This is a genomic window from Streptomyces sp. NPDC090442, from assembly GCF_044769405.1.
Lineage (GTDB): Bacteria > Actinomycetota > Actinomycetes > Streptomycetales > Streptomycetaceae > Streptomyces.
The window spans coordinates 96,263-121,953 of record NZ_JBIVXW010000026.1 but is presented as its reverse complement, the minus strand read 5'-3'; the positions used below and the strand labels follow the sequence as shown (position 1 = coordinate 121,953).

Here is a 25,691-nt window from a genome sequence, read left to right as displayed (position 1 = left end):
GGTGGGGGGGGGGGGGTCCCCCGGCCACTGTTGGGTCCTGCGGGCTGGGGGGGGGGGGCCGCGGGGGGGGGGCCCCCCGGTGCCGGCCCCCGCCTCACTGTGTTGGCCTTATCTGCCCGGGGGTGTGGTGGCGGCGTCGGCGATGCGTTCGGCCGCGGGTAGCGGCAGGTCGGCGTGGTGCGCGAGCCAGTGGGCGTCGTGGCCCTGATGGGCGAGGAGGTAGGCCAGGTGCACGCGCGGTTCGTAGGTGGCACATGGGCCGGTGGGGCTGGAGCAGGTACTGGGGCCGCCGAGCAGGTAGTCCCGCTCGGTGCCGTCGTGCAGGGCCAACCGCAGGTGCGGGCAGTGGTGGTTGGTGGTGGGCGAGGTCGGCCGGTCGTCGGTGGCGTGGTGCCGCCGGCGGGCCGGTGCGGTGAGTTTGGTGAGCTGCGGGAGAAGGCGCATGGCTGCCCTCCCTTCTCCGTGCGGGGTGATGGGGGGGGTGGCGGCGGGCGGGGAGGTCCGCCGCCACCCCCGGTAGGGGAATGGTCAAGTGCCGACGCGTGCCGGTCAGTTGCCGAGGGCGACCTGGACGATCTTGATGACGACGAGGATCATCGCGATCAGCAGGTAGGTGCGCAGGGCTCCCATGCCGAGCTTGCGGCCGGTGGACATGGTGGGGCGGGTCAGCGTCGCGAGCGGCGGCATCCGCCAGGATGCGCGGCCGGTGCGGTCGATGGGGTCTTCCTTGGTGGCGGTGCGCCGGCGGGTGAAGGCGTAGCCGGCGGCGAGTACCCCGGCGACGCCGCAGCCGGCCATGATGTCGAGGATCGTGCCCGCGCTGATGTCGGGGAAGAGCACCGAGGCGGTCAGGATGATCGACAGCGAAACCAGGATGCCGACGACCGCGGCGGTGAAGGCGTTGGTCTTGGGCCCGTTGACCCACGGTCCGAGGACCTGCTTGTCGTTGCAGAGCAGCAGCAGGAAGACCGTGGCGGAGGGCAGGAGCACGCCGGCGAGGGTCTGCACGCCCTGGGTGAGCAGGCCGAGGGGGGAGCCGGGGATCAGCACGATGGTGGCGGCCGCGGCGACCAGGCCGGCGTAGACGGCGTAGAAGCCCTTGGCTCCCTTGATGCCGCGGTGCAGGGAGTGCTTCATCCCGAACACGTCGCCGATGGCGTAGGCGGTGGACAGGGAGACGGCGAAGGCGCCGATGATCGCCGCGTCCAGCAGGGCGATGGCGAAGAGCACTCCGGCGACCTTGCCGGCCTTGGCCTCGATGCCGGTGATCAGGCCCGCGGTGTCGGTGAAGTTGCCGAAGCCCTTGGTGCCGGCGAAGGCGGTAGCGACCAGGCCCATCATGGCGGCGGCGCCGACGATCACGATGGCGATGCCGATCCACAGGTCGGCCTTCTCGTACTTCATGAAGCGCGGGGTGATGCGCTTGTCGATGACGTAGGACTGCTGGAAGAAGAGCTGCCAGGGGGCGACGGTGGTGCCGACGATGCCGATGATCAGCAGCATCACGGTGGCCAGCTCGCCGTTGCCGCCGGGGATGGTGGGAATGACGAAGTCGTGCGCCATCTGCGAGGTCTTGGGGTGGAGCATGAAGTAGAGCGGGACCAGGAGCAGCGACCCGATGCACAGGGCGACGGCGATCCGCTCGAAGCGGCGGAAGGAGCCGGTGAAGGCGGAGGCGATGATGATGGCGGCGGCCAGGATCACCGAGCCGGTCTTGGGCAGGCCCAGGTAGTCGGCGGCCATGGTGATGCCGATGAACTCCGTGACCAGGGTCAGCGCGTTGAGCAGGAACAGGTCGATGACGGAGAAGGCGCCCCAGAACTTGCCGAACCGCTCCAGGATCAGGCGCGCGTGGCCGACCCCGGTGACGGCGCCGAGTCGCAGCACCATCTCCTGGTTGACGTAGAGGACGGGAACGAGCAGGAGCAGGGTCCACAGCAGGCTGGTGCCGTAGTTCTGGCCGGCCTGGCCGTAGGTGGCGAAGGCGCCGGCGTCGTTGTCGCCGACCATCACGATCAGGCCGGGGCCGACTATCGCGAGCAGCGTCTTGAGTTTGGCGGAGAGCCCCAGGCGCGGGGCGGTGTCGTCGACCCTGATGGTGCCGAGCGCACCGCGGATGTCACCGATGTGGGCGTCGTCGAGCACCGCGCTGGACTGCGGCGGAGTCGATGGCGTGGCAGTGGTGGTGGTCAGGTTGGTCATGGAAGTCTCCCGTCCCCCAACGGGGGAGGTTTGGGGCACGCGGCAACGATCCCCCTGCGAACGCGCAGCACAGCGCCCCGGCACGGCAGGTGGCCGCACGGGTGCGTGGGGGGAGGGTGCCTATATCGAGCAGGAGGTTGTTACTGCGTACCGGAGGTCGAAGAAGACATCGGAGAAGACATACGCATATGGGGCCGACTGTGGCCCGGACTACTGCAATGGCCGTCCATGGTGTCTCTCGCCTCCTTCCGGCCGGGGCGCACGCGGGCGCCAAACGGACACGGCAAAGAGCAGGCCGGTCCACGATGACCGGCTCACCCCAACTCGTCAGAGCTTTGGCACTCCACGGCGTAATCCCCGTACGGGGGAAGCCACTTGGGGTCACCCCTTAGGTCGGGGAGACCTGTCCTGAACCTGGGCGTCTCTCGACGTCGTGGGGTCAGTGGCCTGTGTCCGCGAAGACGCCTCACCGAACGAGGTGCCTCTGTTTCTTCTCTTCGAACGGCTGAAATCCTACCCCCGTACTTGCATGGATACGCAACTCTTTGACTCAACCTTGACCGGCGCCGCGCGGTCTGACTGGCGGAGGTGGGCGGACGAGTCGCCATGCCTGGGAGTTGTGGTGGGACGGGCGCGCGTGCCTGGACTGCCTGGCCGGCGATGCTCAGCTCAACTACTCCTGGGGGAAGACTGGTTGACGCGCAGTCGGCGACCGGGAGAGCACGTCGTGGTCAAGCGGGTTGCCCGAGTCCTTCACGTTGCGGGAGCAGGGGCTCCGGGGTCGTCGTCGGGCTCCCCCGGCCAGTGCCGCACGCCGCGGAGCACGTCCAGGAACGCCCGTTCCGCGGGGGACAGCAGGCGGTCGCGGCGGTGGACGAGGCTGATCGGGCGGGGGCGCGGGGTCGGGGTGACGGGCAGCGCGGTGAGGGTGCCGGCGCGCAGTTCGTGGACGACGGCGTGTTCGGAGATCAGCGCCAGGCCCACGCCGGCCGCGACGCACTGTTTGACCGCCTCCGGGCCCCAGGTATCCGCACGCGGGACGGCGCCCAACTCCCGGTCGGCCAGCACGCGTTCCTGAAGCGCACGGGTCTGTGGACCCGGTTCGCGGAGCAGGAGGCGGGCGCCGGCGGCGGCCGGGTCGTCCGGCGCCACGGCGGTGCGGCCGGTCAGCGGGTGGTCGGGGCGGCGATCAGGACCAGGCGCTCGTCGAGGACGGACTCCACGGCCAGGCGGTCGCCGAGCGGGGTGCCGGCCACCACGGCGATGCCGATGCCGCCGCGCGCTCGCGGTGTGGATGGCGGTGCCGACGGCGAGCGAGCCGGTGAAGCTGATGCCGGCGACCTGGGGGTGTGCGACCAGCGCGGCGCCGGCTGTGGCGTCCCCCTGGACGAGGTTGAGCACGCCGTCGGGGACCCCGGCCCGTTGCGCCGCGTCGGTCAACAGTGCGGCGGTCAGCGGGGTCAGTGGGGACGGCTTGAGGACCGCGGTGCAGCCGGAGGGCAGTGCCGGGGCGACCTTCCAGACCGGGATGGCGAGCGGGAGGTTCCGGGGCGAGACCAGTCCGACGACGCCGAGCGGGCGGCGGAAGGTGTAGGCGAAGGTGCGTTCCTCCTCGACGGGTGCGGTGACCCCGCCCAGCAGCCGGGCCCGGCCGGCGGTGAACTCCAGTACCGCGCGGATCCGCGCCACCTCGCCCCGGGCCTCGGCCCGCAGCTTGCCCTGCTCGCGGACGACGGCGTCGGTGAACTCGTCCTCACGGTCGGCGAGTTGGCGGCGAGGGCGGTGAGGTGGGCGGCCCGTCGGATCGGGCCCAGCGCCCGCCACCCGGGCAGCGCGGCGGCCGCGGCGGCCGCGGCGGCCGCCGCCCGGTCCGCGTCCGCGCCGTCGGACTCGGCGAACTCCCCCGGATGCCCGCGCAGCTGATACACGCCTGTTCCACCAATCGATGCGCCAACTTCCGTCCTGCCGGCGGGCGTTCCGGGACGCGCCGTCGGCCTTCACGGCAGGCGGCGCAGATAGGGGTCGGTCGGCCGGCGCGGTAGGAGGCGGATGCGCGCGTCGACGACGGTGCTGCCGTCGGGGCGGGCGATGACCGGGGTGCACGTGGCCTGGGCCAGTTCGGGGAGGTCGTCGGCCAGCTGGGAGAGGCGGGCCAACAGGTCCTTGAGGGAGGCCAGATCGGCCGGTGGGGCGCCGCGGTGACCGAAGAGGAGTGGGGCGCAGCGGGGCGTGGTGAGTAGATCGTGGACGTCGTTGTCGGTGAGGGGGGCGAGGCGGGCGGCGTGGCCGGTGAGCGGTTCGCCGGTGGTGCCGCCGGGGCCGAAGACGACCAGGGCGCCGAAGACCTCGTCCTGGACGACGCCGGCGAGGAGTTCGGTGCCGCGTTCCGCCATCGGTCGGACCAGCGCGCCGGTCATGGCCGTGCCGAGGCGGGCGGCCAGGGCGCGGAAGGCGGTCCGCACGGCGTGCCGGCCGCGGAGGTCGAGGAACACGCCGCCCCGCTCGGCCCTGTGGACGAGGTCGGGTCCCTCGGCCTTGAGTGCCACCGTGCCGGAGCGACTGGCCAGTCGGGCGGCGGCGTCGACGGCCTCCTCCTCGGTGGTGACGTATGCCTGTGGGAGACGGGGGATGCCGTAGCAGTCCAGGAGTCGGGCGGTCTGGCGGGCGTCCAGCCAGCCGCCGGCCGGGGCCTCGGCGAGGAACTCGGCGACCAGGGCACGGGCTCCCACGGCATCGGTGTCGGCCGACTCCACCAGGCAGCCTGGCGGGCGGGCAAGCCAACGGGCGCGCGCCACGGCATGGCGCAGCGCGCGGGCCGCCGACCGCGCCTCGCCGTACGAGGGGACGGCCCGCCCGTCGTCCGCGTGCAGCAGTCGGACGCGTTCGGGCTGGTCGGGGCGGACGGCGAGGATCGGGCAGCGACCGCCGGAAGGCATGACGGCGGCGGAGGTGAGTGCGGTGGTCGGGTCGGTGTCCACCGCGGCGGTCAGGGCGGTGGGGACCAGGGCGACCAGGATGGCGTCCACCGCTCCGGAGGCGGCGAGGCGGTCCAGGCATCGGCGCAGCGCCGCCGCGGTCACGGACGGCATGGTGTCGATCGGGTTTCCGGCGCTGGCGCCCGCCGGCAGGTCGCCGAGCATTTCCTCCGTGAGGGCCAACGGCAGTTCCGCTACGTCGAGTTCGGCGTCGGCGCAGGCGTCGGCGGCCAGTACGTCGACCCCGGCCGCGTTGGAGATCACGGCGATGCGCGGACCGTTGGGTAAGGGTTGGGAGTGCAACAGGGCCGCGGTGTCGAGGAGTTCGCCGAGGGTGTCGGTGGCGGTGATGCCGGCCTGTCGGAACAGCGCGCGCCGGGTCGTGGGCGGGACGGCCGGCGCTGCGATGTGGGAGGCGGCGGCCCGGCGGCCGGCCGTCGAACGTCCCGCGTCGACGGTGAGCACCGGCAGCCGCCGGGTGACGCGCTGTGCGGTACGGGAGAAGGCGCGGGGGTTGCCGAACGACTCCAGGTGCAGCAGGGCCAGTTCGGTCCGGCCGTCGCACTCCCACCACTGGAGGAGGTCGTTGCCGCTGACGTCCCGCTCGTCGCCGAGCGAGACGAAGCTGGAGACGCCGATGCCCAGGCGGGAGAGTCCGTCCAGGAGGACGGTCCCGACGCCGCCCGACTGGACGGCGATGCCGGCCGCGCCGGGCAGCGGTCGGTCCACGGCGACGGTCGCGTCCAGGCTGACGTCGGGTTCGGTGTTGGCGATGCCCAGGCAGTTGGGACCCGCCATCCGCATGCCCCACCGTCGGCAGGCCGCCGTCAACTCCGCGGTGCGGACGACGTCGAGGCCGGCGGTCACCACCGCCAGGGCCTTCACTCCGGCCCGGCCGCACTGTTCGGCGACCCGCGGGACGGCCGCGGCCGGCACCGCCAGGACGGCGAGGTCCGGCGGGTGCGGAAGGTCACCGACGGACGCGAACGCCGGGATGTGCAGGACGGTGCGGGCGTGCGGGTTGACCGGGTGGAGGAGTCCGCGGAAGTGGCCCTCGCGCAGGTGGTGCAGGACGGCCCGACCTGCGGAACCGGGCTCGGTGCCGGCACCGATGACGGCGACCGAACGGGGCCGCAGCAGCGGACGCAGGCTCGCGGTGCCGGCGGTGCGGCCCCGCAGGTCCACGGCACAGCGGTACTTCTCGTCCGGTTCGAGGCGGATGACACCGTGCACGGTGGTGTCCTCGTACCGCCGGGTGACGTGCAGGCCGAGGTGGGCCAGGATGCGGTGGATGGGGTGGTTGTCGGCGAGCACGTCGGCGGTGAAGGCGGTGACGCCGTTCTCCCGGGCGGTGTGCACGAGGTGTTCCAGCAGCAGGGTCCCCACGCCCCGGCGGTGGAAGTCGTCGGCGACGGCCAGGGAGATCTCGGCGGTGGTCGAGGTGAGCGTGGTGGTCGTCCGGGCCGTCTCGACGGTGGTCGGGGCGACCCCCGCGGCGGCCGGGGCGCTCTCCTCCGAGATCGGCGCATCGCCGGTCTCGTACTCGGCGACGCCGACCAGTCGGTCGCCGTGCAGGGCGACGAGGGTGCGGTGTCCGGGGCCGCCGCGGGTGCAGAGCCGGTCCGCGGCCCGTTCGCCGGAGCGTCGGCTGACCATGAAGAACCGGTTGCGCAGGCTGTCCGCGGACATCTCGCCGTAGAGGCGCAGCACTTGCTCGCGGTCCGCCGGGTCCGCCGGCCGCAGTCGGACCGTGCTGCCGTCGGCGAGCAGCGCGCAGACCGTCGCACACACGGTGCGAACGGCGGTGGCCGTGTCCGTCATGGTGCCTTCCCCTCCCCGCGACCCACTGTTCCGTCGCCACGAACTGCGACGTCTTCAGCGTGCGGGCCCCGGCCCGGGCGGCGTCAGGGGCCGTCCGACCCCAACTCCGTCCGGTCGGCCGGGGTCCGCCTGCCGCCGGCCCGCCCGGCCGTAGCTCGTCACCGACGCGGCCGCGCAGCCACGGGTCAGGAAGCGGCCTCCGCCCCCACGTCGAGGACCACCTTGCCCGCAACGCGCCGGTCCAGCAGCGTGTGCGCGGCCTCGGCGATGCGCTCCCAGGAGTCGCGCCGGTCGACCTCCGGGGAGAGCCGGCCGTCCGCCACGAACCCCAACAGGGTGGCCAGGTCTGGCCCGACCTCATGGACGTCGCCGAACGTGCTGATCGTCTTGGCCGGTCCGACGAAGAACAGCGAGTACGGCGCGAACTCCGCCGGCTCGTCGGAGGCCCAGCCGATGGTCTGCACTCCCCCGCCCGGCGCGAGGAGTTCCCAGGCGGCGGCGAGTTGGGGGCCGCCGACGTTGTCGAGGATGAGGTCGACCGGCCGGTCGATGCCCTCCAGGCCGACCACCACCTCGTGGGCGCCCAGTTCGGCCAGGCCGTCAGCGCGTGCCGACGATCCCACCGAGGCGATGACATGGGCGCCGCCGAGGGCCGCCAGTTGGACCGCGTAACGGCCGACGCCGCCCGCCGCGCCGGTGATCAGTACCCGTCGACCCAGGATTGCACGGGAGCGCAGCGCGCGGAGTGCGGTGATGCCGGCCATCGGCAGCGCCGCCGCGTCGGCGAGGTCGACCTGGGCCGGGACTTCCGCCACGGCGGTGGTGTCGACGGCCATCCGCTGGGCCCATGCGCCGGCGCCGAACGCCGCGACTCTGGCCCCTGCGGACGGTCCGCTGCCGTCTGCCGCGGCCCGCACGACGACTCCGGCGGCGTCGTAGCCGTGGACGGTCCCGGCCGGACGACGTCCGGCGAACGCGACCTCGCCGCGGTTGAGGGAGATGTGTCGGACGTCGAGCACCAACTGGTGTGGTTCCGGCTGGGGTGCCGCGACCGACCCGAGGCGTAACGCCCCGGGAGCGTCGGGATCGACGACGAGTGCGCGCATGCTCATGAAGATGCCCTTCGATAGCCGTGCACCATCCGGACCGTCAGTCCGTTTGATGCACGGTAATATCCGGACTGACAGTCCGTCTAGTGCTTCTTCTCTCCAGCTGCGAGGTACAGATGACCGGAGAACGCACCCGCACCGAACGCGCCGATGCGACCCGCAACCGTCGCGCGGTACTCTGTGCGACCGAGCAGCTCCTGGCCGAAGGCGGCGGGGACCATGTGTCACTTGACCGCGTGGCCGCGCTCGCCGGGGTCGGGAAGGGCACCGTGTTCCGGCGCTTCGGCAGTCGTGCCGGCCTACTGCAGGCGCTGCTGGAAGAGCGGTCCCGCGAACTGCGCGAGGCCGTCACCAACGGGCCGCCGCCCCTGGGCCCCGGAGCGCCGACCCGCGAACGGCTGCTCACCTTCCTCGACGAGCTCGGCGCGATCGCCGAGGGCAACGCCACCCTGCTCTCCGCGCACGAACGGGCCTGCGCCGAGGACAAGTACGGCGATCCCAGCTACCAGTTCTGGCACCGCCATCTCAGCGCCCTGTTCGCGGGCGAACGCCCCGACCTCGACGCCGACTTCCTGGCCCACGCCCTACTCGCCGTCTTCGACGGCGACTTGATCCGCCGCCTGACACCGGCCGACGACCCGCGTCGCTTCACCCGCTCCCTCCAGCAGATGGCGTTGGCGCTGCTCGACCGCGGCTGAACGACAAGCTGCCCACCTCTCGACGGGTGATCCATGAGCGGTGCGCAGCCGCCGAAGTACCGCTCAGGCTCCGCCCGTTGACGGTGGCTTGATGAAGGCGCCGGCGGCTGCCGCGAGGGCGGCGGTTCTGGCCGCGCGGCCGGGGAGTTGCGGGTCGGGGGCCAGGCGGAGCAGCAGCAGTTGGTGGTAGGGCGGGGCGGTGGCGGCGAGGAGGAGTTGCCTGGCGTCGGTGTCGGGTGGGAGTTCGCCGCGTTGGACGGCCCGGGCGACGACGACCTCGCAGCGGGCGTACCGGTCCTCCCAGAGCCGCTGTTGGGCTTCGGCGGCCTTCTCGGAGCGGAAGGAGGCGGCGATCAGCGCGGTCACGACCGGCGGTTGGGCCGTGAGGGCGGTCTGGATCTCCTCGTTGAGCGCGGTCAGGTCTCCTTCCAGCGAGCCGGTGTCCGGTGGCTGCCAGTCGTCGTCGCCCGCCGCGTCGAGGACGTCGGCGAGCAGGCCGCCGACGTCTCCCCAGCGCCGGTAGACCGTTGTGCGGTGCACGCCGGCGCGGGCGGCGACGGTGTCCGTGGTGAGACCGTCATAGCCGTGTTCGCCGAGCTCCGCGAGGACCGCGTCGAGCACCTGCCTGCGGATACGGGCGGTGCGGCCCCCGGGGCGGCGCCGGGGCGGCGTCCGGGCGCCCTCTGGTTCCGACGCCCGTCCAGGGGTTGGTTGTTGGGGCGACTCGTGCGGTGATTCTTTGCCTGTGGGAGTCATCACTGGATTTCCGATTGCTCAGGGGGCGGTGCTGTGCCAACATCCTAAAGCAGCAGTTGTCGCACTAGGAGAGTGATCGATGTTCCTTCAAAGCGTTCGCCCGGCCACGCGGCCCTTGATGACCGCCTCGTTCTCGAATGCTTTGGAGTCCTTGTATGCCTACCCAGATCACCGCGCTCGCCGTCAGCAAGTCCTTCGACGGCAGGCCCGTTCTTGACTCGGTGACCTGCTCGCTCGCCGCGGGCGAACGGACCGGGATCATCGGCGAGAACGGATCGGGCAAGACCACCCTGCTGCGCCTGCTCGCCGGGCGTGAACGGCCCGATCAGGGCGAGGTCGTCGTCCAGGCCACCGGCGGCGTCGGCTATCTCGCCCAGGACGAACGGATGGTGCCGCAGGCGACCGTCCAGCAGGTCATCGACCGGGCGTTGAGCGATCTGCGCGCCGTCGAGGAGCGCATGCGCCGCCTGGAGGCCGCGATGGCCGACGGCGACGAGGCGGTCCTGACCGAGTACGGCGAGCTGATGACCGTCTTCGAACTGCGCGGCGGTTACGACGCCGACGCCCGCGTGGAACGCGCCCTGCACGGTCTCGGCCTGGGCCTGGTGGGCCGTGACCGTACCGTGGGCAGCCTGTCCGGCGGCGAACGCGTCAGGTTGCGGCTGGCGGCCGTCCTGGCGGCCGCACCGGAGGTGCTGCTGCTGGACGAGCCCACCAACCACCTCGACGACTCCGCCCTGCAGTGGCTGGAAGACCATCTGCGCACCCGGCGGGGCACCACGGTGGCGGTCTCCCATGACCGGGCCTTCCTGGAGCGGGTCGCCACCAGCCTGTTGGAGGTGGACGCCGATCGGCGCCGCGTCGTCCGGTACGGCAACGGCTACGCCGGCTACCTCGCCGAGAAGGCGGCGGCCCGGCAACGTTGGGCGCAGGCACACGACCAGTGGCGGGCCGACGTCGACCGGCTCCGCGAGACCGCGGCGACCACCGCCCGCCAAGTGGCCCCCGGCCGCCCGATGAAGGACGGCAACAAGATGGCCTACGACCGGGCGGGCGGCCGGGTGCAGCAGTCGCTGGCCAGTCGGGTGCGCAACGCCGAGGAACGGTTGCGCCGGCTTCTCGCCGACCCCGTTCCGCCCCCGCCGGAGCCGCTGCGCTTCACCCCCGTACTACGGGCCCGCCGCCTGGAGGGCGTCGTACTCGACGCCGCCGACCTCGCCGTCAGGGACCGGCTCGTCCGCACGAGCCTCACCGTCAAGGCGGGCGAGCGCCTGCTGATCACGGGGCCGAACGGCGCGGGCAAGAGCACCCTGCTCCGCGTCCTGGCCGGGGAGGTCGCCCCCGACGGCGGGAGCGTCGTTTGCCGCGGCAGGATCGGCTACCTCCCCCAGGAGCCGCGCCCCGGAAGACCGGAGGAGACCGTGCTGGCCGCCTTCGCCCGCGGCCGGACCACCGGAGTCGAGGCCGGGGGGACCGACGAGCACGCCGAACGGCTGCTGTCCCTGGGCCTGTTCGACCGCGAGCAACTCACCGTTCCCGTCGGCCGGTTGTCCACCGGGCAGTTGCAACGCCTGGCCCTGGCGCGCCTGCTCAGCGAGCCGGCGGACGCCCTGTTGCTCGACGAACCCACCAACCATCTGTCGCCCGCCCTCGTCGAGGACTTGGAAACCGCACTGGACGGGTACGACGGCGCCCTCGTCATCGTCAGCCACGATCGACGGCTGCGACGGCGCTGGCGGGGCGACCGCCTGGACATACCGGCGACCGAGACGTCCACCACCGAGCGCTGAGCCCTCCGGCCCCGCAGACATCCCTCAGTCAGACACCCCAGCGCCCTTCCGAGAGAAAGCCATCCTTGATGCCGCCTGTTCCCGCCGACCCCACCGTGCTGCACCCGATGCCCGGCCAGCCGCGCGTGGTGCTGCTCAAACCGCTGGTCACCTCACCGCTGATCGAGGTCGGTGACTTCTCCTACTACGACGACCCCGACGATCCGACCGCCTTCGAGACCCGCAACGTGCTGTACCACTACGGGCCGGAGAAGTTGGTCATCGGAAAGTTCTGCGCGCTGGGCGAGGGCGTGCGGTTCATCATGAACGGCGCCAACCACCGCATGGACGGCCCCTCCACGTTCCCCTTCCCCATCATGGGCGGCTCCTGGGCCGAGCACTTCGACCTCGTCTCCGGCCTGGAAGGGCGGGGCGACACCGTGGTGGGCCATGATGTCTGGTTCGGTTACCGGTCCATGGTGATGCCGGGCGTCCGCATCGGCCACGGGGCGATCATCGCCTCCGGCGCCGTGGTCGTCGACGACGTCCCCGACTACGGCATCGTCGGCGGCAACCCCGCCCGCCTCATTCGCCGCCGCTACAGCGACCCCGACATCGAGCGCCTCCGGGCCCTCGCCTGGTGGGACTGGCCGCTCCAGCACCTCACCGCACACGTCCGCACCATCATGTCCGGCAGCATCGACGACTTGGAGGCCGCGGCGGCCGAACTGACGGAATAGGCGGCATAGATGAACGAGACGCGAGAATCAACGCAAGGTCCACCGTCCCACTCCCCCGACCCGCCCCCGCGCAGAATCGAGCCGCCGTCAGCATGCCTGCATCGCCCACCCCCACCCCCATCCCGTTCGCCGACGCCGAACTCAACCTCAGCATCGGTGCGGGGTATCAGGTGACGGCCAGGCGATAGACCTGCCGTGAGCCGCCTTCCGGGCCGGGGTCGGCGGCCTCGGCCGGACTGAAGCCGAGGCGCTCGTAGAAGACGCGGGCGCCGCTGGCGGTCGCGCCCGGATGGTCGGCTCCGAAGGTGATCACCTCAATGTGGCCCGGTACCGAGACGAACCGACGTAGCGCGTCCGCGACCAAGGCCCGGCCAACGCCCCCTCCGCGCGTCTCCTCCGAGACGACGAGCCAATCGACGTGGTAGGTCGGGGCGTTGCCACCGAACAACAGGCCACCGACGACATCCGACCCCGATACGGCGACGAGCGCCGTGGACCGGCGTAGGTGGCTGTCCACGGCGCGGTGGAATCCCGGGTCCTCGACCATCGGGCCGAACCAGTGCTCGACCTGGGCGGCCAGGTCAAGAAGGCCGGGGAGGTCCTGCTCGCGCGCGAGTCTGACGATCACTCGGGCAGTCTCGCAGACATGGCGCGCCTCGTCACCGTCACGTCATGGAACACGTGGATCGGCCACCCGGTAGCCCGCTCGCGACGGGCCGCCCACGACGTCGAGCACGCCCCGGGCGACCTCGGCAAGTCGGGCGGGGGTGGCGGGGCGGGGGCCAGGCGATCGGCCAACGCCGGGTCGTGGTCGCGCAGTTCGCGCAGTTCGCGCAGGTCGCGCAGTTCGCGCAGCAGCCATTTCCCGGCGCCCTGCCAGTGCCGACCGGACAGCAGGGCCGACTGCGCCGCCCAGTACCTCCACCGACCGCCCTTCCCACGTCAACGAGTGGCGGTAAGGGTTCTGGCGCGGCCCGGTCGCCACGAGCATGTCCAAGTCGGAGGTCGGGGTGCGCCGTTCGGTGAGCACGCTGCCGCCCACGGCCACGGTGAGCGCGTCGCCGAAGAGGTGCCGGGCGAGCCCGCGAGCGGCCGCGACGGGTTCCCTCCGCGTCATCCCCCCCGAATTCCCCAGAGAGTGCGCCGGATTCCTCCTGCTCCGGCTTGCCACGGTCGGGCCACGACAAGCGGGCAAGCAGGCATACAGCCGACGCGGCCTGGGGGATCTGACGGCTGCGCGGCGTGGGCGTGAGTGAGCGGAGGGCATGCCGCGGGCAGGCAGCGGGACTTGAGGCCCCCGGCTGCGTGCCCGTCGGGACGGTGCGTCAGAGCATGGCGAGCCGGTCCACCAGCAGTTCGGTCCTCCGCTCGGTCTCCTCCGGTGGCAGCCGTCCCGCCCGGGTCAGGGTCGCCATCCCGTGCAGGGCCGCCCAGAACACCTCGGTGAACAGCCCCGGTTGGACGCCCGCCCCGGCGACCTCCCCGAGGCTCTCCAGCAGGGCGGCGAAGGCGTCCTTCAGGGGTTCCGGGGTGTCCTCCTGCGCGAAGGCCAGGCCGCCGTCGAGTCGGAACATCGCGTCGTAGACCGCCGGGTTGTGTGCGGCGAAGTCGAGGTAGGCGCGGGCGAGGGTGGTGACCCGGGCGCGCGGGCCGTCCGCGGTGCGGGCCGCGGCCCGCACCGCTGCGGCCATCTCGGCGGCGCCTTCGAGGGCGACGGCGCCGACGATCTCGCGCTTGCCGCGGAAGTGGCTGTAGAGGACGGGCTGGCTGTACTCGATGCGCTCGGCGAGCCGGCGGGTGGTGACCGCGTCCCAGCCCTGCTGCTCGGCGAGTTCGCGGGCCGTCGCCACGATGAGGCGCTCGCGCTCCGCCCGTTCGCGCTCCTTGCGTTCCTGTACCGACATGAGTCGATTCTAGCACCGCTAGACATACAAGCGACGGCAGTACTAGCGTTGACATGCCAGCTATCAGCGCTAGGTCCCGAGGGGTCATCATGCTCAACGCACTTCAGGTCCTCACCACCGTGGTCGTCGGCGTGATGGTGGGGGTGGAGTTCTCGGTCGCCTTCGTCGTGAACCGGATCCTGGACGCCCTCCCGGAGGACAGTGGTCAACTCGGCCGCGCTCACGGGGGCCGGCTGCTCGGCGCCGTGATGCCGGTCTGGTACGTCACCTCGCTCGTCCTCGTCGCGGTCTGGGCCGTCGCCGGATGGCACCACCACGGCACCGGCCTCATCGTCACCGCCGCCGCACTGCTGATCCTCAGCGTGATCATGTCGGTCCTGCTGCTCGTCCCGATCAACAACCGGAACAAGACCTGGACCCCCGACAACCGGCCCGCCGACTGGAAGCAGCAGATGAAGCGCTGGGAGCGCTTCCACCACGCTCGCGTCGCCGTCATCATCGCCGCCTTCGCCCTGCTGGTCGCCGCCCTCACCTGACCCCGCGGACCGGCACCGCGCCGGCGGCGCACCATCCGGATGCGGGCCGTACTCGCCGGTCGGCAGGTACGCCTCGACCAACCCCCCTTCCGCATCGGGCAGTTGCGCAGGTGTCGGCACGACGAGCCGCCGGGTCGAAGATCAACGCGAGGGGGGGAACCCGCTCGTTGATCACGGCTCGGCACGCGCTCGTGCAGCCAGCCAGGCAGTGCCTGGGCCGGCTTTCGTCGCGGCCCATGGCGCCGGGAGCCAGCCCGGTGCGGGTGAGACCAGTCACATCCGTCTCGGCGCTCCTACCCGCGGTAGTAGTGCCCAACTCGCGGCCGGTCCCCGCGGAACCTCCGAGAAACCCATGCCGCCGTCGGCGCTCACTACGGTCGCGGGTCGTAGCGGGGTTCGTTGTCACCGGCTGGGGACGCGCTAACAATGTGCGATGTCGTGCAGGACGGCTGCGGCATACCGCCGGTGTTCTCCTCGACATGAGTATGGGGGGATCTCGATCCGGCCCCGCCGCGGTCTCCGCTGCGTGGTCCGAGTGCACGGAAGAAGGTGTCCCCATTTCCAGCGTCGCCCTGCTCGCCCAGTCTTCGGCGGGCGCCGCGACGGCCGCACTGGCCGGCCGGACGATGGCCTTCCTGGACTACTTCGCCGGCGTCTTCACCCTGATCTCGCTGACCGCCGTGGTGGTGTGCGGACTGGTGGCCACCGACCGGCTGGTGCTCAGCCCCCGGCTCCGGGTGGCGATGCAGTCCGTGCATCGGGCGAGCGCCGTCGGGGCGCTCGGCTTCCTCGGTACCCATATCGCCGTCAAGGTCGTCGAGCGGCATACCGCCGCGCAGAACGCGGTGGTCCCGTTCACCGGTCGCGTCGCCCTCGCGGTGAGCCTGGGCACCCTCGCCGCCGATCTGCTCGTCCTGATCGCGGCCACCGGTGTGTTCCGTGGACGGTTCGCCGGTTGCCGCCGTCCGTGGCTGTGGCGGGTGCTGCATGCGACGGCGTATGCCTGTTGGCCGATCGCGTTGGTGCACGGGCTGACGGCGGGGCGCGCGGCGCACGTGTGGGTGCTGTGGGGTTACGGCCTGTGCGCGGCGCTGGTGGCGTTGGCGCTGTTGGTCCGCGGGCTTTCCTACCTGGGGCATCGTCGGTCTCTGAGTCGACGGCGGCGGGGCGCCAAGGCGTACCGGCCCGCTTCCGCCCGCCCAGCCGCGTTGGCTGCCTTGTCCGCGCCGTCCGCCCGGCCCGTGACCAGCGCCCGCACAACTGCCTGGGCGGCTGAGTCCGCGACGCCGGCGGTGCCCCGTCCGCGGTCCGCACGGGGCGTCGGCCCGACCGGGCAGCCCAGGCACGCCGCGGGGCCGCGGCATCGACCGTTCCGGCGGGCCCGACCGAGGGGCAGCGAGTGAACGACGCCCCGCTGGAACTGCCCGAGGTCGGCTGGATGGGATCGGCCCGACTCACCGCCGGTCTGGACCGCCACCAGCGCCTGGATCTCGCCGCGCACGCCCGTACCCATCAACCGCTGCGCCAACTGGACCGGGAGGAGTTGCTCGCGCTGGCTGACGCCGTTGCGCTGCCCGGTCGCGGTGGTGCCGGCTTCCCGTTCGCCCGCAAGGCCCGGGCCGCGCTCGCCGCCGCCGACCGCACCGGTGCACCGCCCGTCATCGTGGTCAACGGCGCCGAGGGCGAACCGGCCAGCGCCAAGGACAAGATGTTGCTCACCCGCGTTCCGCATCTGGTGTTGGACGGTGCCTGTCTGGCCGCGGCGGCGTTCGGCGCGGAGGAGATCGTGATCGCCGTCACCGCGGGCAGCCCCGGCGAGATATCGGTCCCGGCCGCCCTCGCCGAACGCGAACTTCCCTGCCAGGCCCGGACGTTGTGCCTGCCGGAGCGCTTCGTCTCCGGTGAGTCGGGGGCCCTGATCCGTGGCGTCAACGGTCTGCCGGTGGTGCCGTCGCCGTTGAAGTCCCGCGCGTCCGACGGCGGAACGGGCGGGGTGCGCCGCCGTCCCACGCTGCTCTCCAACGCCGAGACCTGGGCCCAACTCGCCGTTGCGGCCCGTCTCGGCCCCGACGCCCATGCCGCCGTCGGCACCGCTGCCGAAGGCGGCACGGTCCTACTCACCGTCAACCAACCGAACGGCGATCCGCTGGTGGTCGAGGTTCCGGCCGGCATCCGGCTGGGTCTGGTGTTGGATGCCTGTGGGCTCCGGCCGGGCGCCGGGGTGCTGGTGGGTGGCTATCACGGTGCCTGGCTGCCGCCGACGGACGCCGTCGACGTGCCGCTCTCCCGGGCCGGGCTGGCCGACCGCGGTGGAACTCTCGGCGCGGGCGCGATCGTTGCGCTGCCGGACGGCACCTGCCCGCTCGGCGAGATCGCCCAGGTCGCGGCCTGGCTGGCGGCCGAGTCGGCCGGCCAGTGCGGGCCGTGCAAGCGCGGCCTGCCCGCGGCCGCCGAGGCCCTGGCCCTGCTGGCCGCCGGTGCCGCCGAGCCCTCGGCGCTGGAGGACGCCCGGTCCGCGCTCGGGGCGGCCCAGGGCGGGGGCGCCTGTTCGCACCCCGACGGCACGGCCCGCTTCGCGCTGACCGCGCTGGACGTCTTCGCCGAGGACGTCGACGCGCACCTCGCCGGTCCCGGTTGCGGCCGTCCGGTGCGCGGCGTACTGCCGCTGCCGCGCGCCAACGGCGCCCGGCTGGAGGTGGATTGGTCCCGCTGCGCCGGCCATGGCCTGTGCGCCGTGTTGGCTCCCGACCTCGTCCGTCTCGGCCCGCACGGCTATCCCACCTCCACCGCCATGCCGGTCGCCTCCTGGCAGGAGCACGGCGCCCGTCGTGCGGTCAGCCAGTGCCCGGCCCTGGCGATTCGGCTCCGGCACCGCGGCTGACCGGTCTGCTCGGTGACGGGGTCGTCGGTGGTGACGCCGGTCGGCCGTGCGGGACCCGTGCGCCGAAACTCCGGGCACACCACCGCACCACCGCACCACGGAAGAATTCGCACCCGTCCGCCGGCCGGGGACCGCCTCCTGGCGGCGTCCCCTGCCCGGACTGGCGCTCGCCGAACCGTTCCTCGCGTATGGCTGAGCAGGCGTCAATTACCTGCGGTGGAGAGACCGTTGCCGAAAGGCGGCGCCTCCGTCAGGCACTCCCCCGGTCCTCCAAGAACTCCGCGACCCGGAAGAGTGCCGGCAATGCGGCCCGTACGGCGGCGCGGTCGGGCTCGTCCAACGAGCCCAACGCGGACTCCAGGCGCCTCTCGTGGGCACGGGTCCAGGCGGCCAGTTGCTCGCCGCCCTGCTCGGTGAGGGTGACGACGGAGGCGCGGCGGTCCGCGGGGTCGACGGCCCGGGCGACCAGACCGGCGTTGATCATCTGTCCGATGAGCCCACTGACCGTGCTGACGGCGAGCCGCTGGCGGGTCGCCAGGTCGCCGACCCGGGCCGGTGAATGCTCGGCGAGGACCTGGAGCAGTTCGACCTGGGCCATGGGCAGCGTCTCCCACGGATAGTCGGTGCGGATCGAGGCGCGCAGGGAGCGTCGCAGGCGCGTGACGGCCTCGGTGAGCAGACGGGAATCCGTGGCGTTCGGCTGGGACATGGAGGCACCTTACCCAGGGCGCGCTTCGGCCATCCGCGGAGAAGGAGCGAGGGGCCAGTCGGATGCGCCCACCCCGTTTCATATGGAAGAGCATATGGGAGGTGGCAGTAGGAAGTATTGGACGATATGGGTTGCCCGGGCTTTGACTTCTCTCAACGGGCCGGCAGCCAGCGCCGGTTCCGAAGGAGATCGGAGGCGTGGCATGGCGGCAGGGCAGCAACAGGCCGGTGGCGTGGGGCCGTTGAGCGGCGTGCGGGTGGTCGAGTTGGCCAGCGTGATCATGGCACCGTACGCGGCGCAGCAGCTCGGGGACCTCGGGGCGGACGTGATCAAGGTCGAGCCGCCGGCCGGGGACATGACCCGCCACTACCCGCCGACCCGCAACCCCGGGATGGGCGCGCTGACGCTCAATCTCAACCGCAACAAGCGCAGCGTGGTGGTCGACCTCAAGGCACCGGGCGGCCGCGAGGCGCTGCTCGATCTGCTCGCGACCGCGGATGTGTTCCTCACCAACGTCCGGCCGCAGGCGCTGGCCCGGCTCGGCCTGGGTTACGAGGAGGTGGCGGCCGCCAACTCCGGCCTGGTCTACCTCAACGCGCAGGGCTTCCGCAGCGACTCCGCGCTCGGCGGACACGCCGCCTACGACGACATCGTGCAGGCGGCCTCCGGCCTGGTGTGGCTGAACGAACAGGTCAGCGGGGTCCCGTACTTCGTCCCCACGGTCCTCGCGGACAAGATCTGCGGCCTGGTGATCGTGCAGTCGGCGCTTGCCGCGCTGCACCACCGAGACCGTACCGGCCAGGGGCAGCACGTCGAGGTTCCGATGGCCGACACCATGTTGGCCTTCAACCTGGTCGAGCACCTGGCCGCGGCGACCCTGGATCCGCCGGAGGGGCCCATCGGCTATCGGCGGGCCCTCAGTTCGCAGCGCACCGCCTCCCGCACGGCGGACGGCTGGATGTGCATCCTGCCCTACAGCGACCGCAACTGGCGGGACTTCTTCGCCTTCGTCGGCCGCCCGGAGCTGGCCGACGAGCCGCGCTTCGCCTCGCTGCCCGAGCGCGCCCGCAACGTCGACGAACTCTACGCCCTGGTGGCCGAGTTGACTGTCCATCACACCAACGCGGAGTGGCAGTCGTTCTGCGATTCCGCCAGCATTCCGGCGGCCCCGGTGTTGAGCCTGGACGAGGCCGCCAACAGCGACTACGCCGTCGAGGGCGAGCTGCTGAAGACCGTCGAGCACCCCACCGAGGGCGGCTACTACCTGATCGGGCAGCCGGTGCGGTACTGGGCGACCCCGGCCGGTCTGCACCGGCACTGCCCGGCGCTCGGTGAGCACACCGAGGAAGTGTTCGCCGAGATCGGCCGCAGCCCGGCCGCCTGAGTCCCCAACTCCCGGAATTGAGGTCCCTCATGAGCGAGCAGGAACCGCTGCGCGTCGAGCACCGCCCGCACGGCATCACCGTGCTCACCTTCGACAACCCCGCCAGGCGCAACCCGATGACCAGTCGGCTGACCGAGGAGTGGCGGCGCGCCCTCCGGTCCCTTCACGACTCCCCCGACCTGCGCGCCGTTGTGGTCACCGGCACCGGCCCCGCGTTCTGCTCGGGCGCCGACCTCGGCGAACTCGGCGACCAACACGACCAGGGCCTCGCCGGCGCGCGGGCCCATCTGTCGGACTTCTACCGGACCTGGCTGGCCGTCCGTGACCTGCCCGTTCCCACCGTCGCGGCCGTCAACGGCCATGCGGTGGGTGCCGGACTGGCCCTGGCGCTCGCCTGCGACCTGCGGTACGCCGCCGAGGACGCGAAGCTGGGTGCGCCGTTCGTCCGGCTCGGGCTGCACGCCGGCATGGCCACCACCGCGACGCTGGCCGAGGCCGTCGGGCTGCCGCGGGCCCGTGAACTGCTGCTGACCGGCCGGCTGGTGAGCGGCGCGCAGGCCGCGGACATGGGGATGGTGCAGTCCGCGGTCCCCGCCGACCAGGTGCTCGACACCGCGCTCGGCGTGGCCGAGGAGATCGCCGCGGCGGCCCCCTTGGCGGTCCGGCTGACCAAGAGCGGCCTGGCCCAGGGGCGGCCCACCGTCGAACAGGCCCTTGCCTGGGAGGCTCTCGCCCAGCCCGTGACGACCACCACGGACGACTTCCGCGAGGGCGTCCGGGCCCAACAGGAGCGTCGCCGACCGCGCTTCACGGGTGCCTGACCGCCGACGGCCGGCCCACCCCTGACCCAACGACCACTACCCGTGAGGAGTATCCGAATGGCTCTCTCCACCCTTGCCCCCGGGGCCGTGACACTGCCCCCCGAGGCCCGGAAACTGCGGCAGGAGGTGCGCGACTTCCTCGCCGAGGAGCGCGCCGCCGGCACCATCCTGGGCCGGCCCGACTCCTGGCTGACCGGTTGGGACCCCGCGTTCACCCGCCGGCTGGCCGAGCGTGGTTGGGTCGGCATGGCCCTGCCGCAGGAGTACGGCGGTGGCGGGCGCGGCAACCTCGAACGCTATGTGGTCATCGAGGAGTTGCTTGCCGCCGGCGCCCCGGTCTCGGCCCACTGGGTCGCCGACCGGCAGGCCGGGCCCTCCATCCTGCGGCACGGCACCGAGCAGCAGCGGAAGTTCTATCTGCCCCGGATCGCCGCCGGCGCGTGCTTCTTCTCGATCGGCATGAGCGAGCAGACCAGCGGCTCGGACCTGGCCTCCGTGCGGACCCGGGCCGAACGGACGGCCGGTGGCTGGCGGTTGACCGGTACCAAGATGTGGACCGGTGGCGCGCACATCAACGACCACGCGATCGTGCTCGCCCGCACCGAGGACTCCGAGGACCGGCACGCCGGGCTGAGCCAGTTCATCGTCGACCTGCGCGCTCCGCACATCCGGGTCGAGCCGATCCGCCTGCTCACCGGCGAGCACACCTTCAACTACTTCCATCTGGAGGGCGTCGAGGTCGGCGAGGACGCGCTGCTCGGTCGCCCCGGTGACGGCTGGCGGCAGGTCACCGGCGAACTGGCCCTGGAGCGCAGCGGTCCCGAGCGTTTCCTGTCCACGCTGCCGCTGCTGACCGCGCTCGTCGGTCAGTTGCAGCGGGCCGCGTGCAGCCCCGAGCAGCACGGTCGAGTGGGTCGGCTGACCGCGCGGCTGGCCTCGATCCGGCAGCTCTCGCTGGGGGTGGCCGCCGCCCTGGAGGCCGGGCGCCCGGCCGATGTGCAGGCCGCACTCGTCAAGGACCTCGGCACGCGCTTCGAGGGTGAACTCGTGGGCGAGGTCCGGGAGATCCTCCCCGTCGCCGCCCGCTTCGACGCCACCCGCGGCACCTATCCCGAGCTGCTCGCCACCGCCATCCTGCACTCCCCCGGCTACACCCTGCGCGGCGGCACCAACGAGATCCTGCGCGGCATCATCACCCGAGGTCTGGAGCTGAACTCATGAGCACGCAATCCCTCTTCGCACGCGCCGCCGCCGTTCTCGCCGCAACGGACGAGACCGACGGGGCCAACGAGACCGGCGGTACCCACAGAGCTGACGGAACTTTGGGGACCGGTGCCCTGGAACGCCCCGCCGAGTCCGCCCACGCGCTGTGGCAGGCGCTGCGCGCCGCCGACGCCCTGCCGCCGCTCGATGCCGACCCGGCCGTCCTGGTGGACCTGGTGTGCGAGGCCGGCCGCCGCGGCACCCCGGCGCCGCTCGCCGAGACGCTGCTCGTCGCCCGACCGCTGCTGGCCGCGGCCCAACTGCCCGTCCCCGACGGCCCGCTCACCGTCGCCTCCGGTCCGCTTGACGTGCGGTTCGGGCACGTGGACGCCGGCAGCCGGGTCGGCCCACTGGGGGCCGGCGGCACCGATGACGCCGTGCGGGTCAGCGGCACACTGAGCCGGGTGCCGTGGGCCCGCGGCGCGGACGCGGTGGTGGTGCTGACCGAGGGTCCGTCCAGCGGGCCGATGCTGCTGCTGTTGGACGCCGGCCAGGGCCGGCAGGTCGCGGGCAGCAATCTGGCGGGCGAGCCCCGGGACGAGCTCGTGCTGATCGATGTGGCGGTGCCCGCCGAGCGGGTGCGCCGGATTCCGACGGCGCTGGTCGAGGAGGCGCGGTGGCGGAGCGGTCTGGCGCGGGCCGCGCTGATCGCCGGGGCGGCGCGGCGCTGCGTCGAGCTGACCGTGGCTCACACCTCGTCCCGGGTGCAGTTCGGGCGCCCGTTGAGCCACTTCCAGGCGGTGAAGCAGGAGGAGGCCAAGCTGGTCGAGGAGGCGGCGCTGATCGGCGCGGCCGTGGGCGCGGCGACCGCCGCCCTGGCCGAGCCGGGCGCGGCGGAGTTCTCCGCCTGGATCGCGGCCGCGCAGGCTTCCGCTTCGGTGGCCGAGATCGCCCGCATCGCCCACCAGCTCCACGGCGCGATCGGTTTCACCGAGCTCAGCCCGCTGCGTCTGGCCACCACCCGGATGTGGTCCTGGCGCGACGAGGACGGTGGCGAGCACGCCTGGCAGCGCGGCATCGGGCGGCGGGTGGTGGAGGCCGGCGACCGGTTGTGGCCCCTGGTGACCGGCAGTTGACCCGTAATCGACACTCCGGTTGACCTTCCGGATGACCCTCTGCGCGACTTCGGCCGCCGCGATCACGACCCGATCCGACCCGGATCAGTCAGTGGATCGCGGCGGTCACGGTCGCGTGCGTCAGGTACGGGACGCGTACCGGAAGGGCACCGGGCGTTGCTCACCGCGCGGGTTCGAGGCGGACGGGAAGGGTGTCCGTGCTGTTGCCGACGAAGCTGCGGTGTCGGGGCAGTTCGGCGTCGGGGACGGCGAGGGTGAGCCCCGGGTGGCGGGTGAACAGCGCGCGGAGCGCGATCGTCGCCTCCATCCGGGCCAGGGGTGCCCCGAGGCAGTGGTGGGGGCCGTGGCCGAAGGAGAGGTGGCGGTGTGCGGGGCGGCGGGTCACGTCGAAGCGGGCGGCGTCCGGGCCGTAGGCGCGTTCGTCGCGGCCGGCGGAGGTGTAGGAGGCGAGGACCGCGGTGCCCTGCGGGACGACGGTGTCGCCGATCGTCAGGTCTCGGGTGGGGTAGCGGAAGGGGAAGTGGCCGACCGGGCTGTCGTGGCGCAGGGTCTCCTCGACGACGTCCGCCCAACCGGCCCGGCCAGTGCGGACCAGGGCCAGTTGGTCGGGGTGCGTGCACAGTGCCCGCACGGCGTTGGTCAGGAGGTTGAGCGTGGTCTCGTGGCCGGCGATGATCAACAGCAGGAGCGTGCCGACCAGTTCGCCGTCGGTGAGCCGGTAGCCGTCCTCCTGTTGGGCGGCGAGCAGGGCGCTGGTGAGGTCGTCGCCGGGCGCGGCGCGGCGGGCCGCGACGACGCGTTCGAGGGTGGCTGCCGTCTCGTGGTGGGCGGCACGGGTCTCCTCCGGGGTGGCGCAGGTGCTGACGATCGTCTGCGAGCAGCGGTGGAGGGTGTCCCTCAGCTCGCCGTCGACGCCGAGGAGTTCGCCGATGACCTCCATGGGGAGCGGGTAGGCGAAGTGCGTGCGGAGGTCCACGGTGCCGTCGGGGGCCGCCCGTTCGGGGAGCCGGTCCAAGAGGTCGGCGGTCAGCTTCTCGACGCGCGGTCGGAGGGCCTCGACGCGGCGGGCGGTGAAGGCGCGGGTGACCAGGCCGCGCAGGCGGCGGTGGTCGGGGCCGTCGGCGGTGACCATGCCGCTGACGGTGGCGAAGACGGTCAGCGGCCAGTCGTCCGGGACGGCGCCCTGTTGGAGGGCCGCGAAGTGGCGGGGGTCCCTGGCGACGTCGGGGTGGGCGAGGAACTCCCGCAACTCCTCGTAGCGGGTGACCGCGACGGCCGGCACTCCGCCCGGTAGGAGGACCGGAGCGGCCGGCCCACGCTCCCGTAGGAGCCCCGCCTCCGCGTGCCCGCCGGCTCCCGTGGCGTCGAGTCGGTGCGGCGGTGCGGGCGGTGGTGACGGCGTGGTGCCTTCCAAGACGGCTCCTTCCGCTGGCCGGCCCGCGGCCGAGCCGGCGTGGTCTCGTCAGCCGGCAGGCTACGCCCGCGCTCGGGCGGCCTTCCAGGGCGCGGTGCTGGGCGACCGGGCCCGAACTGCCCCGGCACGGCTGGCTCGTGGAATCACCGCGACACCCGTCGCGCCTCGCCGGCCTCGCCCATCTCGGCGCGGGCCGTGCGCACCTCCTCGATGGCCTGAAGGTGCCCGCCGTCCGCCGCGCAGCGCCCGGCCCGGGTCAGCAGCCGTGCGGCCTCCCGTGGCGCGGGCCCGCCCCGTACGCGGGCCAGTGCGGTCAGGGCGAAGGCCAGTGCCGTGCCGCCGAACGGCTCGGCCAGTTCGACCGAGGCCCGGGCCAGCCGCTCGGCGTCCGCCCGTTCCTCGCGCAGGAGGTGGAGCTCGGCCAGGTTGGCGCGTTCGAAGGCGGTGGCGGTGGGCCGGCCCGCCTGTTCGGCCAGGGCGAGGGCGCGGTGTCCGTGGGCCAGCGCGTCCCCGAGCCGGCCCGCGCGGCGCTCGGTTTCCCGGAGTACGGAGAGCACGGTGGCCAGCAGTGCCCGGTCGCCGGACTCCTCGGCCGGTGCCAGTGCCGCGGCGGCGGGTCCGGCGGCCTGGTCGGCGAGGCCGGACAGGCCCAGGCAGACGGTCTGTTGGGCCAGTGAACGGGCCAGCAGCACCGGTCCGTCGGCCCCGCGGGCGGCCCCCGCGCAGCGCTCCGCGGCCCGCGCGGCCGCCAGTCCGTCCGCGTACCGGCCGCGGTACGACAGCACCGCCGAGCGCGCCATGTGGTGCGCGGCCCGGATGGCGTCGGGGGCGCCGGGATCGGGCGGGTGGGCGTCCAGGACCGTGAGCGCCTGTTCCGCGCCCCGGCCGCGGCTGAGCACCTCGGCCAGCCGGGCGGCGGCCAATGTGCAGGCGTCGCGCAGTCCTTGGCGTTGGTAGGCGTGCAGGGCCTCGCGGACCACGGTGACGGCCTCGTCGTACTGCCCCGAGCGGTCCAGGTGCAGTGCCCAGTCCAGCCGTACCCGCGCCGCGTCCAGCTCGGACGGCGCCGGCCGGCGGCTCGTGGATCTGCGCTGCTCCGCGAGCGCGTCGCGCAGCTCGGCCCGCCGGCGCGCCAGCCGTTCTCGGACCGGTTCGACCCATGGCGCGTAGCGGTCCTCGGGCAACAGCTCGCCGCCCAACGCCTCCAGTGCGTCGGCCAGTTCGCGCCGCCCACCGTTGCGCAGGGCCCGCGCCGCGCGCGCCTGGGCCTCGTCGACATCCACGCGTACCGTGTCGGGTACCAGGCGCAGCAGCTCTCCGTCGCTGACGAGATAGGCGGAGGTGCCGCGCGGTGGCAGTTCGGGCTCCAGCGCGTGCCGGGCGGTGTGCAGTGCCACCCGTAGGCTGCCCAGTGCGGCCCGGAGTTCGGCGTGCGGCCAGCACACGGCCATGACCTGTTCGCGGTGCAGCGCGTGGTCCGGGGCGAGGGCGAGCAGCTTGACCAGGGTGCGTGCGCCGGGCCGGGCCCAGCGCGCCACCAGCGGTGCGCCGTCCTCGCGGGCGAGGCGGAAGCCGCCGAGCAGCCGGATGCGCAGCAGTGGGGCGTTCATCGGGCGAAGACTCTATCCGTTCC

Annotated in this window: 21 protein-coding genes and 1 riboswitch; of the genes, 10 read left to right on the top strand and 11 right to left on the bottom strand. The window is 72.9% G+C overall.

The annotated features are described in order from the left end of the window. Positions 1–108 precede the first annotated feature (108 nt). From ACIQU6_RS19910 to ACIQU6_RS19890, 5 genes are all read right to left on the bottom strand, one after another. Positions 109–444, bottom strand: coding sequence for a hypothetical protein (locus ACIQU6_RS19910; RefSeq protein WP_403482955.1), 336 nt, complete (start codon positions 442–444; stop codon positions 109–111). 105 nt (positions 445–549) lie between these two features. Beyond that, on the bottom strand, positions 550–2,202 hold the full coding sequence (locus ACIQU6_RS19905) for an NRAMP family divalent metal transporter (RefSeq protein WP_403482954.1): 1,653 nt from the start codon (positions 2,200–2,202) through the stop codon (positions 550–552). A gap of 311 nt (positions 2,203–2,513) precedes the next feature. Continuing rightward, positions 2,514–2,687: riboswitch (M-box (ykoK) riboswitch) on the bottom strand. A 268-nt stretch (positions 2,688–2,955) separates the two neighbouring features. After that, complete coding sequence (locus ACIQU6_RS19900) at positions 2,956–4,026, bottom strand: aldehyde dehydrogenase family protein (RefSeq protein WP_403482953.1); 1,071 nt, start codon at positions 4,024–4,026, stop codon at positions 2,956–2,958. Between the two features lie 173 nt (positions 4,027–4,199). Next, on the bottom strand, positions 4,200–6,998 hold the full coding sequence (locus tag ACIQU6_RS19895) for a GNAT family N-acetyltransferase (protein ID WP_403482952.1): 2,799 nt from the start codon (positions 6,996–6,998) through the stop codon (positions 4,200–4,202). Positions 6,999–7,183: 185 nt separating this feature from the next. After that, positions 7,184–8,104: a zinc-binding dehydrogenase gene (locus ACIQU6_RS19890; protein ID WP_403482958.1), complete on the bottom strand. Its 921-nt coding sequence runs from the start codon at positions 8,102–8,104 to the stop codon at positions 7,184–7,186. Between the two features lie 119 nt (positions 8,105–8,223). Between ACIQU6_RS19890 and ACIQU6_RS19885 the strand changes: the two genes are divergently transcribed. After that, on the top strand, positions 8,224–8,805 hold the full coding sequence (locus ACIQU6_RS19885) for a TetR/AcrR family transcriptional regulator (RefSeq protein WP_403482951.1): 582 nt from the start codon (positions 8,224–8,226) through the stop codon (positions 8,803–8,805). A gap of 63 nt (positions 8,806–8,868) precedes the next feature. Here the strand turns inward: ACIQU6_RS19885 and ACIQU6_RS19880 are convergent, their stop codons facing one another. Beyond that, positions 8,869–9,561: a TetR/AcrR family transcriptional regulator gene (locus ACIQU6_RS19880; RefSeq protein WP_403482950.1), complete on the bottom strand. Its 693-nt coding sequence runs from the start codon at positions 9,559–9,561 to the stop codon at positions 8,869–8,871. Positions 9,562–9,716: 155 nt separating this feature from the next. On the opposite strand from ACIQU6_RS19880, the gene abc-f reads away from it, so the two are divergent. Together abc-f and ACIQU6_RS19870 are read left to right on the top strand one after the other, a co-directional pair. Then, a complete protein-coding gene (gene abc-f, locus ACIQU6_RS19875; RefSeq protein WP_403482949.1) occupies positions 9,717–11,351 on the top strand; it encodes a ribosomal protection-like ABC-F family protein in 1,635 nt (544 codons plus the stop codon). A gap of 68 nt (positions 11,352–11,419) precedes the next feature. Further along, on the top strand, positions 11,420–12,070 hold the full coding sequence (locus tag ACIQU6_RS19870) for a CatB-related O-acetyltransferase (protein WP_403482948.1): 651 nt from the start codon (positions 11,420–11,422) through the stop codon (positions 12,068–12,070). Positions 12,071–12,236: 166 nt separating this feature from the next. Here the strand turns inward: ACIQU6_RS19870 and ACIQU6_RS19865 are convergent, their stop codons facing one another. Together ACIQU6_RS19865 and ACIQU6_RS19860 are read right to left on the bottom strand one after the other, a co-directional pair. Continuing rightward, positions 12,237–12,698, bottom strand: a complete 462-nt coding sequence (locus ACIQU6_RS19865) for a GNAT family N-acetyltransferase (RefSeq protein WP_403482947.1) — start codon at positions 12,696–12,698, stop codon at positions 12,237–12,239. Between the two features lie 697 nt (positions 12,699–13,395). Beyond that, positions 13,396–13,974, bottom strand: a complete 579-nt coding sequence (locus ACIQU6_RS19860; RefSeq protein WP_403482946.1) for a TetR/AcrR family transcriptional regulator — start codon at positions 13,972–13,974, stop codon at positions 13,396–13,398. Between the two features lie 89 nt (positions 13,975–14,063). Between ACIQU6_RS19860 and ACIQU6_RS19855 the strand changes: the two genes are divergently transcribed. The 3 genes from ACIQU6_RS19855 (at position 14,064) to ACIQU6_RS19845 (ending at position 17,391) form a co-directional block, all read left to right on the top strand. After that, positions 14,064–14,510 (top strand): anthrone oxygenase family protein, encoded by a 447-nt coding sequence (locus tag ACIQU6_RS19855; protein WP_403482945.1) that lies wholly within the window; start codon positions 14,064–14,066, stop codon positions 14,508–14,510. 479 nt (positions 14,511–14,989) lie between these two features. Further along, positions 14,990–15,913: a hypothetical protein gene (locus tag ACIQU6_RS19850; protein ID WP_403482944.1), complete on the top strand. Its 924-nt coding sequence runs from the start codon at positions 14,990–14,992 to the stop codon at positions 15,911–15,913. Then, the gene (locus ACIQU6_RS19845; RefSeq protein ID WP_403482943.1) at positions 15,910–17,391 is read left to right on the top strand and encodes an NADH-ubiquinone oxidoreductase-F iron-sulfur binding region domain-containing protein; all 1,482 of its coding nucleotides are present in this window, start codon (positions 15,910–15,912) and stop codon (positions 17,389–17,391) included. The genes ACIQU6_RS19850 and ACIQU6_RS19845 overlap by 4 nt, the downstream gene beginning before the upstream one ends. 250 nt (positions 17,392–17,641) lie before the next feature. Here the strand turns inward: ACIQU6_RS19845 and ACIQU6_RS19840 are convergent, their stop codons facing one another. Next, positions 17,642–18,100, bottom strand: a complete 459-nt coding sequence (locus tag ACIQU6_RS19840; protein ID WP_403482942.1) for a MarR family winged helix-turn-helix transcriptional regulator — start codon at positions 18,098–18,100, stop codon at positions 17,642–17,644. A gap of 202 nt (positions 18,101–18,302) precedes the next feature. On the opposite strand from ACIQU6_RS19840, the gene ACIQU6_RS19835 reads away from it, so the two are divergent. Genes ACIQU6_RS19835 through ACIQU6_RS19820 form a run of 4 tightly spaced genes read left to right on the top strand, consistent with a single transcriptional unit; the run spans position 18,303 to position 22,644 of the window. After that, positions 18,303–19,484 (top strand): CaiB/BaiF CoA transferase family protein, encoded by a 1,182-nt coding sequence (locus tag ACIQU6_RS19835; protein WP_403482941.1) that lies wholly within the window; start codon positions 18,303–18,305, stop codon positions 19,482–19,484. A gap of 29 nt (positions 19,485–19,513) precedes the next feature. Next, the gene (locus ACIQU6_RS19830) at positions 19,514–20,305 is read left to right on the top strand and encodes an enoyl-CoA hydratase/isomerase family protein (RefSeq protein ID WP_403482940.1); all 792 of its coding nucleotides are present in this window, start codon (positions 19,514–19,516) and stop codon (positions 20,303–20,305) included. Between the two features lie 57 nt (positions 20,306–20,362). Further along, entirely contained in the window at positions 20,363–21,526 is a 1,164-nt protein-coding gene (locus tag ACIQU6_RS19825) for an acyl-CoA dehydrogenase family protein (protein WP_403482939.1), read from the top strand. Beyond that, positions 21,523–22,644, top strand: a complete 1,122-nt coding sequence (locus ACIQU6_RS19820) for an acyl-CoA dehydrogenase family protein (RefSeq protein ID WP_403482938.1) — start codon at positions 21,523–21,525, stop codon at positions 22,642–22,644. Before ACIQU6_RS19825 ends, ACIQU6_RS19820 begins: the two co-directional genes overlap by 4 nt. A 160-nt stretch (positions 22,645–22,804) precedes the next feature. On the opposite strand, the gene ACIQU6_RS19815 is transcribed toward ACIQU6_RS19820, so the two are convergent. Both ACIQU6_RS19815 and ACIQU6_RS19810 read right to left on the bottom strand, forming a co-directional pair. Then, entirely contained in the window at positions 22,805–24,058 is a 1,254-nt protein-coding gene (locus tag ACIQU6_RS19815) for a cytochrome P450 (protein WP_403482937.1), read from the bottom strand. Between the two features lie 143 nt (positions 24,059–24,201). Further along, positions 24,202–25,668, bottom strand: a complete 1,467-nt coding sequence (locus ACIQU6_RS19810) for a hypothetical protein (RefSeq protein ID WP_403482936.1) — start codon at positions 25,666–25,668, stop codon at positions 24,202–24,204. Positions 25,669–25,691 lie beyond the last annotated feature (23 nt).